Here is a 17351-nt window from a genome sequence, read left to right as displayed (position 1 = left end):
GCGGGCGGCGCGGGCGGCGCGGGCGGCGCAGGGGGCGCAGGCGGTGACGCGGGTGGTGACGCAGGTGGTGCCGGCGGTGCGGGCGGCGCGGCCGCGGGCGGCAGCGACGGCGGTGTCGGCGAGTCCGGGAGCTGCGATTGCTCCGTGCCGGGACAAACGGCTCCTGTGGGCGGCGCGACCGCGGCGTTCGGGCTCCTCGCGCTCACTGCGCTCCGGGGCGCGCGGCGCCGCGGCCGATAGTCCTCGCCGGACCGCCTCCGCAAGTTGGCATATCGATTGCCACACCATCCAGGTTTGCCGTGGGTCGAATGACCGGCCCACGGCGCCCGCGGAGGACATATGCGGTCTCGCTCTTCCCGTACCTCGCTCGCTTTCGTCGCGCCTTCCTTCCTCCTCGTCGCGTCCGGTCTCGTCGGTTGCGTCGACGCGGTGACGCCCGTCGCATGCGAAGGGCCGGACTGCCCCTCCGAACCCTGGATCGCTCGGCTCGCGGCGTCACCCATTGAAAAGATCGACCTCCTGCTCGCGCTCGACAATTCGCGCTCGATGGCCGACAAACAAGCCCTGCTCGCGAGCGCGGTGCCCGACCTCGTCCTCGGCCTCGTGAACCCGCCTTGCGTGGATGACAAAGGCATCACGGCCATGCAGCAGCCGGAGCATCCTCTCGATCTTTGCCCGGCGGGCACCCGGCGCGTGATGCCTCCCGTGCTCGACATCCATATCGGCGTGCTCAGCTCGAGCCTCGGCGGCCACGGCGCAGACAGTTGCCCCGACCTCGTGCCCGACGAAAAAGCGTGCGCGGGCAAGGCGAACACGACGAACAACGACAAAGGCCACCTCGTCGCGCGCCTCGATCCCTGCAGCGACGCCGCGGCGCCGACCCATGAAAACCGGGGTTTTCTGGCCTGGGATCCGACGCAATCGCTCACGCCGGCCGGTGAACACGACCTCGTCGCGCTCGGCGGGTCCTTGCGGGACATGGTGGCCGGCGTCGGGCCGCTCGGCTGCGAATACGAATCGCAGCTCGAAAGCGTGTACCGTTTCCTCGTCGATCCCGAGCCCTACGCGTCGATCTCCGTCATCAACCACCGCGCGACGCCCGAGGGCGAGGACACGGCGCTCCTCCAGCAACGCGCGGCCTTCCTGCGGCCCGACTCGATGCTCGCGATCGTGATGCTCTCCGACGAGAACGATTGCTCCATCAAGGAATACGGGCAGTTTTATTACGTCGGAATGGGAAAACAGGCCGACGGGACGGACGTGCGGCTCCCGCGCGCGCGGAAGGAATGCGCGCTCGATCCGCGCGATCCGTGTTGCAAATCCTGCGGCCAGGACCCAGGCAGTTGCCCCGCGGATCCCACGTGTGAAGGCCCCGACGGCAACCCCGCGCGGCTCACGCCCGAGGAGGACGACCCAAACCTCCGGTGCTGGGATCAGAAACGCCGCTTCGGCATTGATTTCCTCTATCCGGTCGATCGATACGTGCAGGCCTTCACGTCGCCCGAAATCCAGGACCGCGCGGGGAACATCGTCCCGAACCCCCTCTTCACGGACCCCGATCCAAATGACGACGCCCGACAAACCCGCGAACCACGCCATGTCTTCCTCGCCGGGATCGTCGGCGTGCCCTGGCAGGACGTCGCCCGGGATCCGTCGGACCTCGGACAGGGCTTGAAGGACGCGGCGGAGCTCGCGGCGCCGATCGACGCGACCGGCGCCACGACCTGGAACGTGATCCTCGGGGACCCCACGATCCCCCTGCAGCCGCTCGATCCGCTGATGATCGAGTCCGTCGCGAAGCGCACGGGGACGAACCCGATCACGGGCGACGTCCTGGTCGACGCGAATGCGCCGGCGGAGAATCCGATCAACGGGCACGAGCGGACGATCGCCGGCGACGACCTGCAATACGCGTGCATTTTCCCTCTGCCGGCGGGGCAGGAGCGCGACTGCACCGACGAAAACCTCGCCGCTTGTGATTGCAAGGCAACCGAGAACGACAGTCCCCTCTGCGCGGGCAATCCGGCGAGCGGCGGCGCGCCCACGTTGCAGGTCCGCGCGAAGGCATATCCCAGCCTCCGGCAGCTCGCGGTGCTGCGAGGCCTCGAAGAGCAGGCCGTCGTGGCCTCGGTTTGTCCGGCCAGCATCGAGGACACGGGCGGGCCCAGCGCCGGGTATCGCCCGGCCCTCGCGGCGCTCCGCGAGCAAATGACGACGAGCTTCGACGAGGTCTGCCTGCCCCGGAGCCTCGAAACCGACGAGGAAGGCGGCCTGCCGTGCGTGCTGATCGAGGCGCGGAACGTGCAAGGCGTGTGCACGTGTGATTCGACGAAGGGACGGCTCGCCATCCCACCGGAGCACACCTCGCTCCTCCCCCGCATCAAGAGCGATCCCCTCGCGGCGAGCGCGCAGTGGGATTGCTTCTGCATGGTCATGCAGGCCGAGGAGGGCACGGCACGGACGGCTTGCCAGGAGGACGTCTCCGATCCGCCGCTCGCCCAGGGGAATCCCGTCCACCGATGGTGTTACGTCGACGCCACGGCATCGCCGCCCGTGGGAAACCCGGAGCTCGTCTCGGCCTGCCCGGAAACCCAAAAAAGGCGAATCCGCATCACCGGCGACGAGGCGTTCACCTCCCCCGCCACCGTGTTCCTGTCCTGCCCCGCGCATTGAGTCGGCCTTGAGCCCCCGCGCGGGCCCTGATACGGTCCGCCTGTGCGGATCCTCTCGCTCCTCGTCGCCACGATTCCCCTCGTCCTCCTCGCCGGGTGCGGCGCGGCGCAGGAGCACGCCGCGCCCGCGCCGATGGGGCCGCCGCACGCGGAGGAGGCCGCGTGCAGCCCGCTCCCGGACGAACCCGCGCGCCAGCGCGTCGTGGCGATGCCCGCCGCCGAGCGCGAGGCGCTGGAGAAGCGGCTCGAAGAAGGGCCCGTCGCCGTGAAGCTCGAAGGGTGCATGCTCGTGGTCGTCCCGGCGTGCGAGCTCCGCGCCTCGGCGCAGTACACGGCCGCGCCCGAGGAGGGTTCGTTCACCTTGTCGAGCGAGGCGGACGTCACGCGCGAGGTGCCGCTCGGCAAGGGCCGGCTCGGCGTCGTCATGCGCGGCGGCCGCGCGGTCCACGTGAAGGTGGCGCAAGCAGGGCGATTTACGTTCGGCGGCGCGACCGCGAGCCCCGAGGCCACGCAGGCGTGCAAAGAGGCGACGCACGTCGTCCGCGCATACACGATCGGCGCCTTCGAGGTGGCCGAGGCGTCCGGCGCGACGGTGGAAAAGGCCGGCGACGCGGCGGCCTGCGCAAAGGGCGAGGCGAATGCGACGACGCCGCCCGCGGGCTGCGGCGCGCTCGTATCGATGGACCTCGTGGCGCTGCGCATGGGAGACGACGACGCCCGCAGGATCGAGCTCCAGAGGCCGCCGAACCCGATCCCGCGAGGGGAGACCAAGCCCGAAGAGGCCGAGGGTTTCGTCGGCGGCGTCGACAGCGACGCGCCGGCGCAGGGCCCGACGCCCGGGAAAGACGGGGGCAAACCGAAGAAACACTGCCCCCCCCACGATCCGCTCTGCGCGTATTGACGCGCGGGCGCGTCAATACGCTCACTTGGCCGGGGGGAGCTTCTTCCGCACCTCGGCCGCGCGCTTGAGGGACGCTAGATCGGCGTCCGCCCGCGGCCAGAACGCGACGAGCGCGTCGAGCGTCGAGCGCGCCTCCGCATGCGCGCCCCGCTTTTGCTGGAGCTCCGCGAGCCGGACGAGGCCGTCGGCGACATAGGGCCCGCAGAGCAGGTGCATGTCGAACACGCGTTTCGCGCATTTCTCGCGCTCGCCGAGGATCTTTTCGTACGCGCGCTCGGCCTCCTCGAGCTTGCCGCGCAGCTCGAAGGTGCGGGCCTGGAGGTGCCTCCGGCGAAACTGGGGGAACTTGCCGCGCGCCTCGGGCGCGTCCGGGATGACGACGTCCTCCTTCCGCGCGGCGACGGCATACCCGAGCTCTTCATTGCCGCCGGCCGCGAGGCGCTTCAATTCGGCGAGCTCGGTCTCGGCGCGGGCGACGTCGCCTTTCTCCAGCGCGAGCATGCCCTTCAGGCCCTTCAGCATGATCTTGGCCCGCTCCTCGTCGGTCTTCGCGAGGCCAAAGCCCTCCCATATCCGCGAGAGCTTCGCGAATTTCGCCTCGGCCTGGTCGAAGCGGCCGAGCACCACGTCGGCATAGGCCGGCAAGAGCACGCAGCGGACGAGGGTGCCTTGTTTGCCTTTCTCCACGGCGAACGTGACGGCCTCTTCGATCAAGGCGTCCGCCTCCCGCGCGCGCCCTTCGCGCAGGAGCACGAGCGGGTGGGTGCACATGAAGGCCAGCCGATCCTCGACGTTTTTCGTGTCGAGCAGGGTTTGCCGCTCGCGGGCAAAGAGCGCCTCGTCCTCGGCTTTCCCTGTGGTCAAGAGCGCGAACGCGTACGTCACGTGCGCGGCGAACGGACCCCGTCGGGCGATCGCCTGTTCGAGATCGACCCTCGCGGCGGCGGTATCGCCCATGCGCATCCGCACCATCCCGCGCAGCGCGATGATCCACGGGGAAGCGCCCTGCAAATCGAACGCTTTGCCCGCCTCGGAGAGCGCATCGGGGAATTTCCCCGCATCCATGTAATGCGTCGCGGCGAGGACGTGGGTGAGCGCGTGCCGACCGTCGATCGCGCGCGCCGCCTCGAATCGCGCGATGCCCTCGGGCACCGTGCCATAGGGCATGAAGTAATACGCGACGAGCAGGTGCCCGAGGAAAAACTTCGGGTGCTTGGCCTTGAACGTCTCCCATGCCGCGAGGCCCTTCGCGGCGTCCTCGTCCGACATGCCGAGGATCGCGATGAGCTCCGCGTCACGGCCGGTGGTCCCACGAGCGGCCGCGACCGCCTCGTCGAACTCCCGGGTCGAGTCCTCGTAATGGTTCTGCAGGGCGGCCGTCATGCCGAGCCCCACGTGCGGCCACGGCTCGCGCGGCGCCTTGTCGCGCACCGAGAGCAGCGCCGCCTCCGCGCCGTACACGTCCGCCTTGAGCAGGCTCTCGATCGCCCGCCGGAACTCCGCCTGCACGGCCGGGTCCTGCGAGATCCTCGGGATGTCCTCCTCGTCGGCCGCGGCCGCGGCCGCGCTCGCCACGGCGCCCTTGGGCGGGTTCGTCCCCGAAGAGCCCTTCGTACCGAGCCAAACCCCGGCCCCGCCGAGCGACAATGCCAGGGCCCCGATCGCCGGGAAAAGCCACGCGGGCCGCGAGGCCTTTGGGACCACAACGGGTTTCTCCTGGCTCACGGCCGCCACGACCTCGCCCGCAGCGGCTTTTTCCTCCGCCTCCCCTTCCCCTTCGGTCGGGCGCGGCGCGGGCGTCTTGCGGATCGACGGCCCGGGCGGGCGTTTGTCCCCACCGCCCACGAGCGCCGCGACGTCCGCGTCGAGCGAGGGGAACGTGGCCGCGAGCGCCTTGCTCTTCACCACCTCGCCGCTCGCGTAATCGAGGTACTCGGCCGCGTTGCGATATCCATTGAAGAAGAGCGCGCGCTCCCGCTCTTCGCCGCCCTCGAAGAGCACCCACGGGTGGAGCGACGCGAAATGGCCGTCCTTGCGCAGGTACACCCGGCCCGGCCGCACGTCCTCCGCCGCCTGCGCCTCGCCCTCGCGCTCGGACGCGAGGCCTTCGAGCCGCACGATTTGCGCCTTTCGGTCGCCCCCGGCGCCGATCTCCACCTTCTCCACGAACACGAGCACGCTGTCCGTCGGGAAAAACACGCCGGCGCGCCACGCGGGCTCGATCGCTTCGAGGAAGACCCGCGCCGCCTCTTGATTGAAGGCGTCGTTCCGCGTCGAGCCGTGTCCGATGACCTTGTTGCGGTACGCCGGCAGGAGCGCGAGGAGCTTCTGCGCGTTCGTCGATTTCGGCGCCTGCCGCTGGTCGGTCCCGACCTCCGCGAGGAGCGCGTGCAGCGCGAGGAGCGCCGGATCCGTGAGGCTCCCCGGCCGCGGCGGCATGGCCTTCACCCAGTGGCCCGTGGAGGGCATGCCGAGCGTGCTCACGTCCGCGGGCGGCTCGGCCGCCACCGTGAGGCGGATGCTCGCCTCCCAGGCGTAATACGACGCGAGGTGTTTCCTTGTCGGATCCGTGGCGTTGCGCGCGCGTCGGACGAGCGCCGCAATCGGCAGCGGCAGGGGCGTGGCGGCCATCGCCCGCCACGCTAGCACGGCGGGCCGCGCGCACGGAACGCGCTTTCGCGCGCGCGTGGGCGTGGGCGTGGGCGTGGACCGACCCGTCGTTCGGCCTTCCGCATCCAAGCCCGTCCGGGTTACGATCATTGCCTTCGAGGCCTTGCCATGAAACGACGCGCGGATCCGCGCGAGGAACCCCGGGCGCCGCGCCTCCTGCGGCAGCCCTTTTATTGCGAAGAGAACGTCTGGCAGCTCTGCCAGGATCCGGCGCTCGTGGACAGGAAGCGCGACGTGGTGTTCGTCTCGAACGCCGAGCGCGCCTGCCCGATGTGGTCCCAGAAGGCTGGCCGGGGCAAACCCATCGTCTGGGATTACCACGTCGTCCTCTTGACCTGGGATCCCCTGGAGATCTGGGACGTGGACTGCACCCTCGGCACACCCCTGCCCGCGATCACGTGGCTCGAGCAGTGCTTCCACCCCGGCGTTCCGGCGCCGTACCTGCCCTCGTTCCGCGTCGTAGAGGCCGATCTCTTCACCCGGACGTTCGCCTCGGACCGCTCGCACATGCGCCTGCCGGACGGTACGTTCCAGAAGCCCCCGCCGCCCTGGCCGAGGATTGGTGCGTCAGACTCCCCCTCGAACCTGATGTCGTTCGTCGACGTGACGCGCCCGTTCCTCGGCGAGGTGCTCTCGCTCGCAGCCTTCGCCGCGCGCGTAAGCGGATCGCGGCCCGGGTGAGGCGCGGCTAGCCAAGGGCCGCGGTGTCGGTATATGCTCCGCGTCGAGCAGCTCGGTCCCCGCCAGACACCGATGGGAACAGACGATCGTGACGACGGACGACGAGATTGGCCGCCCCCGAGCGCGGGGCCGCCGAGCGACGCCGGTCTACGCGAGGCCGTGACCATGCTGCGCCGCCTGCGCGCCGGGGATCTCGTGTTCCCGAGCCGCGAGCGCGGCGGGCTCATCGGCGAGATCCTCCGCGAGATCGAGGCCCTCGGGAGCAAGGTCCTCTCGGAGCGCAAGTCCGAGGACGAGCGGATCGCCACGCTGACGAACGTGGTCGTGCAGCTCGCCGCGCTGAACTTCGAGGCGCGCGCCGCCATCAGCCCGGGACACGACAAACTCGACGGGATCGCCGCGGGCCTGAACATGCTGCGCGAGGAGCTGCAAAGCTCGACGGTCTCGCGCGCGTACCTCGACAGCGTCTTCTCCTCGATGGCGGACGCGCTCGTCGTGGTCGACGCGTCAGGCCTCGTCCGGACCGTGAACCGCGCGACGACGGAGCTGCTCGGCTTCACCGATCGGGAGCTCGTCGGTAAGCCCGTGAGCACGCTTTTCCTGGAGGAGCTCGATCCCGCGCAAATCCTCGCGCTCCACGGGCACGAGATGCAGTGCTTGACGAAGTCGGGCGCGGTCCTCGAGGCCTCGGTGTCGTCCTCGCCGCTCCAGAGCGGCAGCACGAGCGAGGGGTTCGTGTGCGTGCTCCGCGACATCACGGACCGGAAGCGCGCCGAGGAAGAGCGCATGCGCCTCGAGGAGGCGATCCGCGCGAAAAACGATCTCATCCGGACGATGAGCACGCCGCTCATCCCGATCACCGACGAGATCGTGGTCATGCCGCTCGTGGGCACGCTCGACCGAGAGCGGGCGGATCAGGTGATCGAATCCCTCTTGCGAGGCATCGCGGCGATCCAGCCGCGCGTCGCGATCCTCGACATCACGGCGGTGCCCGTGGTGGACGCGGACGTGGCGAGCGCGCTCGTCCGCGCGGCGCACGCGGCGCGCCTGCTCGGCGTGGACGTGGTCCTCACGGGCCTGCGCGCCGAAGTGGCGAAGACCCTCGTCGACATGGGGCTCGATTTGCCCGGTGTCAGGACGTGCAGCACGCTGAAGAGCGGCATTGCGCTCTCGATGAACCGCAAGGCACAGAAGGCCGAGGCTCCCAGGAGAAGTTCATAATGGTTTCGAGCGACGTTCCGGTCGAGATAGAGACGCGAGGGGCCGTGCTATCGTACGATCCGCGCGGGTTCGTCAAAAAGGTGACGAAGGACGGCGCGGAATACACGCTGCAGGACGCCGAGGAGGATTTCGAGGCGGCCAAAAAGCTCGGCGGCGGCGAGCCGCGCCCCCTGCTCGTGGACGAGCGGGGCCTGCGCGGCGCCGATCACTCGGTGCGCAAATTTTGGGTGAGCCCCGACGTCCCGGCCGTCTGCAAATGCGTCGCGGTGATCACGGGCAGCTCGCCGGTCAGCAACATGATCGGCAACTTCGTGATCACGGTCTCGAAGCCCGCCGTGCCGACGAAGCTCTTCGCCTCGGAGCAGGCCGCGATGCCGTGGATCGAGTGGTTCCTCGACGACGAGCACGACAGCCCCCCGCCGTCGATCCGATTCCGCTGAGAGCTCCCGGCCGTCCGTCATTCCGCCTGCCGCGCCTCCGCCGCGCGTTTTCGGGCCATCGCGACACAAGCCTCTCGTTTCGTGAAAAATGCCGGCCACGGCTGGTCCGGGACGGATTCGAAGTCGAGCCCGGCGAGCGCGCGGTTGATCCGGGGGATCTCCGCAGTGAGCGTATCCGCGGGGCAAGCCGCGCAGGCGGGCAGCACCTCGCCTGGGGCCGGCCCCCGCCCTATCCGCGGGGGGCTCGCGAAGCTGAATCGATGCGCCGGGTCGTGGGAGGAAAGACGCGCCGCGAGGCTCGTGCATCGCGTGCAGGCGCCCACACCGCCGCCGGCCTTCGCGCACGGACGCTCCTCCTCGAAGCCCGCACACACGGCCTGCGCGGAGACGGGCGTCGCGCCATAAAGAATCGCGTCGTCGCGAATTTCGAGAATCATGCCGGGGGGAGACCACGCCGAGCCGATCGCTGTCATCGATTCGGCTCTCTGGCCGCGCGCATTCGTCTCTATCGTCCGCGTGTGCGGCCCAGAGAAGGTGACAATCCCGTCGAGCAGCAGATTCTCGAAGGAGCCGGAGCGCGTGAGCGTCGGGCGGCCCTCGCCGCCGTCGAGCGGGATCTCCGCATGGAGGGATTCGGGGGACACCTCGAAGACGACACGCCGGCAGAGCCTCTGCGACGGGACGCCGGACGGGATCAGCTCTTCCGGGACGAAGAGGGCGAGCGTGGGGCCGGCTTTGAGGAACCGCGAAAAGTCCACCGGGGTCACGCCGCTGCGGAGGTTGTCGAGGTCGGGAAGCCGGGCGCGCGCGTAGGCGATACGCTCGGCCTCGGGGAGCGCCGCGATCCGCGCGAGCTCCGGATCCTCGGCCGGAGCGGCCTTCGGCGTGGCGAGCGCGGGGGGTTCGGCGTCGGGACCCGCCTCCACCGGACTCGCGTCGGCTACAGGCGCGGCCGCGCCCCCCACGGTCGGGGATGGGCCCCCCGCGCAAGCCGCGACGGCGGCGGCCACGAACGTGAGGGAGGCGAGGATCGGCGCAAAGGGAGTACGGGATGGTATCCGCGGTCGCCGCCGGGCGCGAGGAAGAGCGACGCGCTCAGCCGGAATCCGCGAGGATCACCCGCACGAGCTTGCCGAAGCGCTCCACGAAGAAGCCGGCGACGCCGAGGAAGCCGAGCGAGAGCAGAACCAGCCGCACGGCGAGCGGTCGCGAAAACGTTTGTCGTTTCCAGAAGGCCTTGATGCGCCCGGGCAAACGCACGGCGAGCTCGACGAGCGAGGCGCGTGGTTTTCCTGCGGCCGCCCGATTGCGCCCGGCGCGCCGGTACAGGAACGAGCCGACACCCGCGAAGAGGGCGAGCACGAAGGCGAACTTCAGCGGCAGCAGGAGATACGCCCGGACAAATGGGACGCGGGCGCGGACGACGGTGCCGGGTCCGACCCAGTACCGCACGTGCAATTTTTCGGTGCTCGCGGCGATGAGCTCGGTCCACGTGGGCGCGACGGCGGGGGCCGCGCGCTCCTCGCCTTCTCCCGTCTCGTTCCAGCGCACCGCGCGCTTCAAATGGGGCGGCTTGTGCCAGCTCGCCGCGCCCGCGTAGACCTCGGCGGGGACGTCGGTCCGGAGGTCCATGTATTCGTTGTGGGCCGGCAAATGGAGACGCCACCGCCACGCCGCGGCGCCGAGGTCGAGCGTGGGGAGCGCGAGCTCCGGGGCGCCGAAGAGGCCAAGCGGGGGCAGGCTCGATTCGAGGACGATGTCGAGCGTGATGGGCTCCTCGTGATCGGCCCCGCGCGAGCGTTGCAACGGTAAGAGGAGTTTTCCGTCTTCGCTGCGGCTCGGCCGCGCGGGCTCGCCGTCGAGGCGGACGGCGCGAACCTCGGTGTTCGGGGGCAATCCGAGCGCGAGGCTCGGGCGCGAGGCGTTGCGCAGGACGACACGGAGATCCGTGACGAGCTTGCCTTCGGCCGCGAGGACGCTCGTGGCCTCGACGACGTCGATCGCGCCCTCTTCGAGCTCCTGCTCGGGCAAACGCTCGACGGAGAGGCCGAGCGCGGGCGACGCCGCGTGATACCGATACGCTTCGAGGATCGGGCTCACCGCGCTCGCGCGCGCCTCGGTCGGAAGCTCGGGGACGGCGACGGCGACGAGGCCTTCGCGCGAGGTCGCGCTGATGCGGAGCTTGCCCGGGACCTCGACGGCGAGCCATCCGTGCTCGCGCTCGACGCCGATGCAATGCGGGAGGCGGACCATCGCGCGATTCTTGTCGGGGCCGCCGCGCAGGCGAAGGCGGAGCGAGAGCTCGTACGTGCCCTCGATCGGGAAGGCGGTCTCGCCGCGGAGGAGGACTCCGTCGTCTTTGCGTTCGGTCGTGGAATGGAAGGCGCCTTCGCCCTCCGCGGAGACGACCTCGACCCCCTCGGGCAGCGCGACCTCGAACGATTGCATGGCGCCGCGGAGAATGGTGTAGCGGACGACCGTGAAGAGCTCGACGGCGCGCTCGTCGATGCTGAGGAGCGAGACGGTCTCGGCGACGGCGCGCGCAGCGCCCGGGGCCTCGACGCCGCCGACGTCGCGGAAGCCGACGACGCGGATCTCGGTCGTCGGCGCGAGCGTGGCGCGCGCGGTCGTGCCGCCGCGCTCGGCGCGGACCTCGCTCACGACGGCGCCGTCGAAGCGAGGCGAGAGGCCCTCCGAGGGGAGGCGAATGGCGACGCGGGTGCTCGGCGTGCGCGCCGATCGAAATGCGTATTCGATGGATCCACGCCCGCCGCGCGGGCCTACGAGCAAGGAGAGCTCGACCGTCACGACGCCTTTTTGATCCGTGACCCAAACGTGGTAGCCGGGCCTGCGCGTGACGCCGATGGGCTCGCCGTTCGCGGTGGCCGAGACGAGCGCGACGTCGTCGCCCACGAGCGGCACGAATTTGAGGCCGTCGCCGGCGAGCGTGACGACGAGTTTTTCCCGCAGCGCGAGCACGCCGCCTTCGACCTCGCCTTCGTACGACGCGGCGCCGAGGACCACGGGCGCCCCCGCGAACGTCGCGCGGTTTTTCCGGACACGCGCGGCGCGGCGGGCGAGCTCGCTGTATTCGGCGAGCGGAACCGTGGCCGTGCCGCCCTCCGCGGCGGGCGCGGCTTCGGTCGCCTCGGCCTTCGCCTCGCCCTCGGCCTTGGCCTTGGGGGGCGCGTTGAGCTTCATCACCTCGTCGAATTGCGAGGTGGGGGCCTCGGGCTTCTTCGATTCGCCCTCCTCCCCCTCGCTCCCCTTCCCTTCCTCGTTGCCCTCGCCTTCGGAGCCTTGCGACTCTTCCGACGCCTGTTCTTCCTCGCCCTCCTCGGCCACGGCGTGTGTGGCCACGAAGGACGAGAACACGAGCAGCAGGAGCGCGAAAAACGCAGCGGTTCGATTACGTTGCATGACGAGACCTCCGCCGCTCCGCGAGGATCCGCAGGCGGAACCACACGGCGGACAAGGACAGGAGCGCGGCCAGGGAGAGGAGCATCGGGTGCGCGGCGAGCTCGCCGAGGAGCCAGGAAAAACCCGCGGCCGCGACGAGCCTGCGGGCGGTGATCATCCGGGCGAAGAGCCAAGGCGCGCGGGCGAAGGCACGCGCGAGGCGGCGGACGCGGGGCCACGCGCGACGCGCGAGCACGAGGAAAAGCGCGAAATCGAGGCCCCACAAGATGCGGCGGTGAATGCTGGGGACGAAATGGGCGAGGCAGAGGAGGAGCACGAGCGTGGCGACGAGCACGAGGAGAGGCGCGCGTCCCCGGCGCCGGAGCGCGAAGACTGCCGCGACGAACGCCGCCACGAGCGCGCCGTGCCGGACCCAGGAGAGCAGGCCGTTCGACGCGTACACGACGGTGATCTCGGGGATCTCGCGGCCGAGGAGGATACGGCGGAAGCGGTAGCGCTCGCCGACGAGGGGGAACTCGGTCAGCGCGGCGAAAGGCTCACCGCCGCCCGTGGCCTCGTCGTTGTAGATGGCGCGGCGCTTCTGGAGGATGTTCTCATATCCGCCCGCCGACGCGGTCGAGACGCCGAGCGCCGATTGCAAGTACCATTGCAGCCGGCGGAACGGGTCGTATTTGATGCGGGACGCCTGGCGCAGGTTGCCCCGGAATTCGAGCGGCTCGTGCGAGGACGGAAAATAGACGTGCCAGACGGCCTTCGTGGTGTCGACGTCGAGGCCCGGGAGGCGGAGTTTCTCCATTCCAAACGCGCCGAGCGCGTGGAGCGGGCGCTCGTAGGCGACCTCGATGACGAAAAAGGCCTCCTTCGTGGCCTCGGCCGCGGGGGGGATTTCGAGGCGCGTGCCTTCGACGAGGGAGCCGTTCTCCGGGATGACGGCGCGGTTCTTCGCAGAGATCCGCTGCCAGGCGGAGGGGTCGGCGTAATAGAGGTTCGCGACGTCGCTCAGGGTCTCGCCGGCGCGCACGGTGTGGATGCGCGTCTGGTCGGCGGCGAGGCGTTCACTCTGGCGGAGCGGCAAAAGGAGGCGCTGGCCGAGCAGGGCGGGACGCACCTCGCGGCCGTCGATGAACGAGCGCAGGGGCCGCGCGCCCTCGGGCAAGGCGAGCTCGACGTATTGCCGGCCGTCATTGCGAATGCGGAGCGCGACCTTCGTGCGTTCGGTGCCGTCGCCGAGGACGACCGTGGAGGCCGAGAGCTCGTCCACGACCGTGCGCGCGAGCTCGAGCTCGGGCAAAGGCGAGGCCGAGAGGACGATGCGCGGCGGTTTGTCGAAGCGATAACCGAAGAGCACGGGGCCCGTGCCGAGCGCCTGGAGCTCCTCGGGGATCTCGCGCGGGGCGAGGCGCTCAGCAGCCTCGACGCTGCGCGGATCCAGGCGCAATCCAGGCGGACCGAGCACACCGAGCGAGCCCACGGTGGGAATGGGCGCGCTCGGCAGGGGCATCACGAGCTCGATGGGCGCCTGCGGCTGGTTCGCGAGCTGAAAATCGACACGAATCCGCGCCTCGTCGGCGACGAGGTGGCGGAGGAGGACGACGAGGACGCGGCCCTCCTTTTCGGTCGCGAGCGGATGCCATTGCAGGACAGCGTCGCCCTCGACACGAAGGACCTCCACGCCGGGCGGCAAGGAGAGGCGGATCGTGTCGGTCTCGCCTTCGAGGACGTGAAGGTCGATCCGGCTCTGTCCGGTGACGAGGGCCTCGCTGACGCGGAAGAGCGTGTGCTCGCGGGCCTCGATGCGGGCCTCGCCGCGGGGCTCGCTCGACGCGCTTTGTTTCCACGACAAACGGAGCTCGCCGCTGCCGTCGAGGTGGCCCGTGACGACGGTGTCGCCGCCTTGCTCGGTGAACGAGGTGAGCGCGCCGCCGGCGAGGGTCGGCGTGATGCCACGCTCGGCGATGCGGGCTTCGAGCGCGACGGGGCCGCCCTCAGGGAGCCTGAGGTCGAGCGTGCGGGTGAACCGCTCGGTCTCGCGGCCCCAGTGGAAATCGACGGTGAGCTCGTGACGGCCGGCGCGATCGAGCGGGAGGGCATATCGCTCGCCATCTTCGAGCAACGCGGCCGGCTCGCCGTCGAGCGTGACCTCGCCGAGGACAGCGCGATGATCGAGGACGGGGACGCGGACGGGGCCGCCGGGCAGGACATCGAAACGGGCGACGAGGCGGCCCGTCCAGAGGCCTTTGCGGAAACGGCCTTCGATACGCCGCGCGACCCAGGAGACGCCCTCGGCGGCAGGATGTGGAGGCGCGGGGGCGTCGAGGTCGTCTTCGAGGGCCCGCCATCGTGATAACGGAAGGGTTACGGTGCCTTTGGATTCTTTTGCTTCCGGCGGCGCAGCGGCAGCAAAGGCGCCGAGGCCGAGGACGAAAAGAAACACCGCGAGCAGAAGGATGGCATCACGCGGGCGTCGCATGGGGGCGCGAAACGCCAAACGCGGAAGGCACATTCCAGGGACGAACCCGGCGTCCCTTCAGGTCGAAGTCGCGGAGATGGGGCTTTGCCCCAGGCCCCACCAGGGGCTGTCCGCCCCTGGACCCGGACCAGCCAGGGGCTGGACCCAAGATCGATGAACTGCGCAATGCGCAGTTCATCGAACAGGCCCGGTCAAGACCGGCAGCGACGTTGCCAACCGAGACAGGCGCGCGGCCGTCCAGCGGGCCGGTGGCAAGACCATGGGGAGGTTCGCTGGCGTCGGTTCGAGGAGCTGCGCGATACGCAGTTCATCGATGAGGCCGTGTCTTCAAGCCCGGGGGCCGAGCCCAAAGGCGACGGGGACGTGTGTGCGAGAGACGGGAGCATGGTCCGAAGAGACGACGTCGAGTCTCCGGAGACACGAGGTCGTGCCTTGGAGGAACGGGGCCGTGCCTCGGAGGAACGGGGACGTGTCTCTAGGGCGTGCCGTCGAGCCCCCGGAGGTACGAGGCCGTGCCTTGGAGGAACGGGGACGTGTCTCTGGGGCGTGCCGTCGAGCCTCCAGGGGTACGAGGCCGTGCCTTGGAGGAACGGGGGCGATGGAAGGGGCGACGGGCTCGTGGCTTCGAGAGATGGGCACGATGCGGGAGACCATGGGCTCATCGCCCAAAGACCTACGGCCCCCATCCCGTGGAGGGACGGAGCCGTGCTGTTTGGAACGTGAGGCCACCGCGTCACGCCACGACGTCATGCGACGAGGCGTTGGCCGCCGACCTGTCCGCGCTGCGGCCTTTGGTAGGCAAGCTCATCCCTGGCCTTGACCGGCGGCGGCGTTCCCCACCAAGACAGCCGCGCTACGGCTTCTGCTGTCCCCCCGGCTTCTTCGTCGGCCTGTTTGAAAAACTGCGCACCGCGCAGTTTTTCAACCCTGGGTCCAGCGCCTCGCTGGTCCGGGGTGCAGGGGGCGGACAGCCCCCTGCTGGGGTGCGGGGCAACGCCCCGCCTCCGAAAAGCGCCCGATGCTCGGATGCGTCGCTGGGGCTCTGGAGACGGATCCTGACATGTCAGGGCGGCTTCTTTTGAACCGGGCGGACGGCTTGACAGACCGATGTGCCCGCGGTTACTCCTGCCTTCGCAACACGAGACACCGCCGGAGGAGCTTATGCAAATCGTCACGAGCGCTTATCTCGAAGGAAACTGGGGTCCGGTGCACGACGAGCTCGACGTGCCGGATTTGCAAGTGATTGGCGAGATCCCGAAGGATCTCCGAGGCACGTTCTTGCGCAACGGCCCGAACGCGCAGTTCGCGCCGACCGGGCGGTACCATTTCTTCGACGGCGATGGGATGGTGCACGCGGTGCGCGTCGAGGATGGGCGCGCGTCGTACCGGAACCGCTGGGTCCGTACGAAGGGATTCGCGTTCGAGCGCGAGGCGGGCCGGGCGCTCTGGACCGGCTTTGCGGAGCCGCCGAACGTGGCCGAGCCGCCGCACGGGATGATTTACAAGAACGTGGCGAATACGGCGTTCGCGCTCCACGGGTCGCGGCTTCATGCGACGTGGGAGGGAGGCGCGCCGCACGAGATCCGTTTGCCCGATCTGGAGACGGTGGGGCAGGTCGATTTCGATGGCCGGCTCGATTACCCGTTCACTGCACACCCGAAGGTGGACGAGGTGACGGGGGAGATGGTGTTTTTCGGGTATACGCTCTGGATGCCGTACATCAAGTATGGCGTCGTCGGGCCGGATCGGCGGCTCGACCATTACGTGCAGATCCCGCTCGACGTGCCCGTGATGATGCACGATTTCGCGGTCACGGAGCATTACACGATCTTCTTGCACCTGCCCTACACGTTCCGGCTGGAGCGCATGGAGCGCGGGGAGGTGCCGCTCGCCTTCGAGCCGGATCGGCCGAGCCGATTCGGGATTTTGCCGCGGCGGGGCGACGCCTCGCAGATGCGATGGTTCGAGCTGCCGGCGTGCTTCATCTTTCACGTGTGGAATGCCTACGAGGAGGGCTCGCGCGTGGTGCTGCTCGCGAGCCGGCTCGCGCATACAGACGTGATGGGGGCGCCGTCCGCGCAGACGAAGGGCGACAACGGCGGGCGCGCGTGGCGATTCACGTTCGACCTCGCGACGGGCGAGGCCAAGGAGGAGCAGATCGACGATGTACACGCGGATTTCACGCGCATCGATGATCGGCTGACGGGGAGAAAAAACCGGTTCGGCACGGCGGCGCGTTTCGTGAAGGGCTCGGAGATGCCGTGGATCGACGGGGTCGTGCAGTACGATTTCGACAAGGGCCGGAGCGATACGCACGTGTTCGGGAAGAACCGCTTCGGCGGCGAGATGGTGTTTGCTCAGCGGGAAGGCGCCACGTCGGAGGACGACGGGTACGTCGTGGGGTTCGTGCACGACGAGGGGACGGGGGAATCGGAGATGATCGTGCTCGACGCGCGGGAGATCGGGCGCGGGCCCCTCGCGCGCGTGCGGATGCCGCGGCGCGTGCCGTACGGGTTCCACGCGGCGTGGGTGCCCGCGTGATGCGACGTCAGTAGCGGGGGAGGCTCGGGTCGATCTCGCGCGACCAGGCGTCGATGCCGCCGCGGAGCGAGGCGACGCCGGGCAGACCCAGGCGATCGAGCAGCGCGGCGGCCGAGAGGCTCCGCACGCCGTGGTGGCAATAGGCGACGACGAGCGCGCCCGGCGGCGGCTCGATCTCGTCGGCGCGCTCGGTGAGCTCGTCGAGCGGGACGAGCAGGCTGCCCGGCAGCGCAACTCGTTCGTGCTCCCACGGCTTGCGGACGTCGATCAGGTAGACGGGCTTGCCCGCGGCGATCGCGTCGGCGAGCTCCCGGGGAGAAATTTGGAAGACCAAT

At 69.7% G+C, this 17351-nt stretch carries 12 protein-coding genes; 7 read left to right on the top strand and 5 right to left on the bottom strand.

Annotated features, from left to right (window positions below):
- From QHF89_RS44360 to QHF89_RS44350, 3 genes are all read left to right on the top strand, one after another.
- Positions 1–240: MYXO-CTERM sorting domain-containing protein (locus QHF89_RS44360; RefSeq protein ID WP_284721747.1), on the top strand; the 240-nt coding region annotated here is incomplete at its 5' end.
- Positions 241–429: 189 nt separating this feature from the next.
- Positions 430–2673, top strand: a complete 2244-nt coding sequence (locus QHF89_RS44355; protein ID WP_136972757.1) for a hypothetical protein — start codon at positions 430–432, stop codon at positions 2671–2673.
- A 42-nt stretch (positions 2674–2715) separates the two neighbouring features.
- Positions 2716–3573, top strand: a complete 858-nt coding sequence (locus tag QHF89_RS44350; RefSeq protein WP_136972756.1) for a hypothetical protein — start codon at positions 2716–2718, stop codon at positions 3571–3573.
- A gap of 21 nt (positions 3574–3594) precedes the next feature.
- Here the strand turns inward: QHF89_RS44350 and QHF89_RS44345 are convergent, their stop codons facing one another.
- Positions 3595–6204 (bottom strand): tetratricopeptide repeat protein, encoded by a 2610-nt coding sequence (locus QHF89_RS44345; protein WP_136972755.1) that lies wholly within the window; start codon positions 6202–6204, stop codon positions 3595–3597.
- A gap of 147 nt (positions 6205–6351) precedes the next feature.
- On the opposite strand from QHF89_RS44345, the gene QHF89_RS44340 reads away from it, so the two are divergent.
- From QHF89_RS44340 to QHF89_RS44330, 3 genes are all read left to right on the top strand, one after another.
- Positions 6352–6924 (top strand): protein N-terminal glutamine amidohydrolase, encoded by a 573-nt coding sequence (locus tag QHF89_RS44340; protein WP_136972754.1) that lies wholly within the window; start codon positions 6352–6354, stop codon positions 6922–6924.
- 165 nt (positions 6925–7089) lie between these two features.
- Entirely contained in the window at positions 7090–8145 is a 1056-nt protein-coding gene (locus QHF89_RS44335) for a PAS domain S-box protein (RefSeq protein ID WP_284721748.1), read from the top strand.
- Between the two features lie 44 nt (positions 8146–8189).
- Positions 8190–8585 carry a DUF7793 family protein gene (locus tag QHF89_RS44330; protein WP_136935112.1) on the top strand — a complete coding sequence of 132 codons (396 nt, stop codon included), beginning with the start codon at positions 8190–8192 and terminating at the stop codon, positions 8583–8585.
- A gap of 17 nt (positions 8586–8602) precedes the next feature.
- Here QHF89_RS44330 and QHF89_RS44325 read toward each other — a convergent pair whose 3' ends face one another.
- From QHF89_RS44325 to QHF89_RS44315, 3 genes are all read right to left on the bottom strand, one after another.
- Positions 8603–9511, bottom strand: coding sequence for a hypothetical protein (locus QHF89_RS44325; RefSeq protein WP_136972752.1), 909 nt, complete (start codon positions 9509–9511; stop codon positions 8603–8605).
- Positions 9512–9680: 169 nt separating this feature from the next.
- A complete protein-coding gene (locus QHF89_RS44320; RefSeq protein ID WP_136972751.1) occupies positions 9681–12005 on the bottom strand; it encodes a hypothetical protein in 2325 nt (774 codons plus the stop codon).
- Positions 11995–14475, bottom strand: coding sequence for a LysM peptidoglycan-binding domain-containing protein (locus QHF89_RS44315; RefSeq protein WP_136972750.1), 2481 nt, complete (start codon positions 14473–14475; stop codon positions 11995–11997). Before QHF89_RS44315 ends, QHF89_RS44320 begins: the two co-directional genes overlap by 11 nt.
- 1161 nt (positions 14476–15636) lie before the next feature.
- Between QHF89_RS44315 and QHF89_RS44310 the strand changes: the two genes are divergently transcribed.
- Entirely contained in the window at positions 15637–17016 is a 1380-nt protein-coding gene (locus QHF89_RS44310; RefSeq protein ID WP_284721746.1) for a carotenoid oxygenase family protein, read from the top strand.
- 7 nt (positions 17017–17023) lie between these two features.
- On the opposite strand, the gene QHF89_RS44305 is transcribed toward QHF89_RS44310, so the two are convergent.
- Positions 17024–17350: a rhodanese-like domain-containing protein gene (locus QHF89_RS44305; protein ID WP_136972749.1), complete on the bottom strand. Its 327-nt coding sequence runs from the start codon at positions 17348–17350 to the stop codon at positions 17024–17026.
- Position 17351 lies beyond the last annotated feature (1 nt).

Source organism: Polyangium sorediatum, assembly GCF_029946465.1.
Taxonomy (GTDB): Bacteria; Myxococcota_A; Polyangia; order Polyangiales; family Polyangiaceae; genus Polyangium; species Polyangium fumosum.
This window is presented reverse-complemented; position numbering and strand designations above follow the sequence as displayed.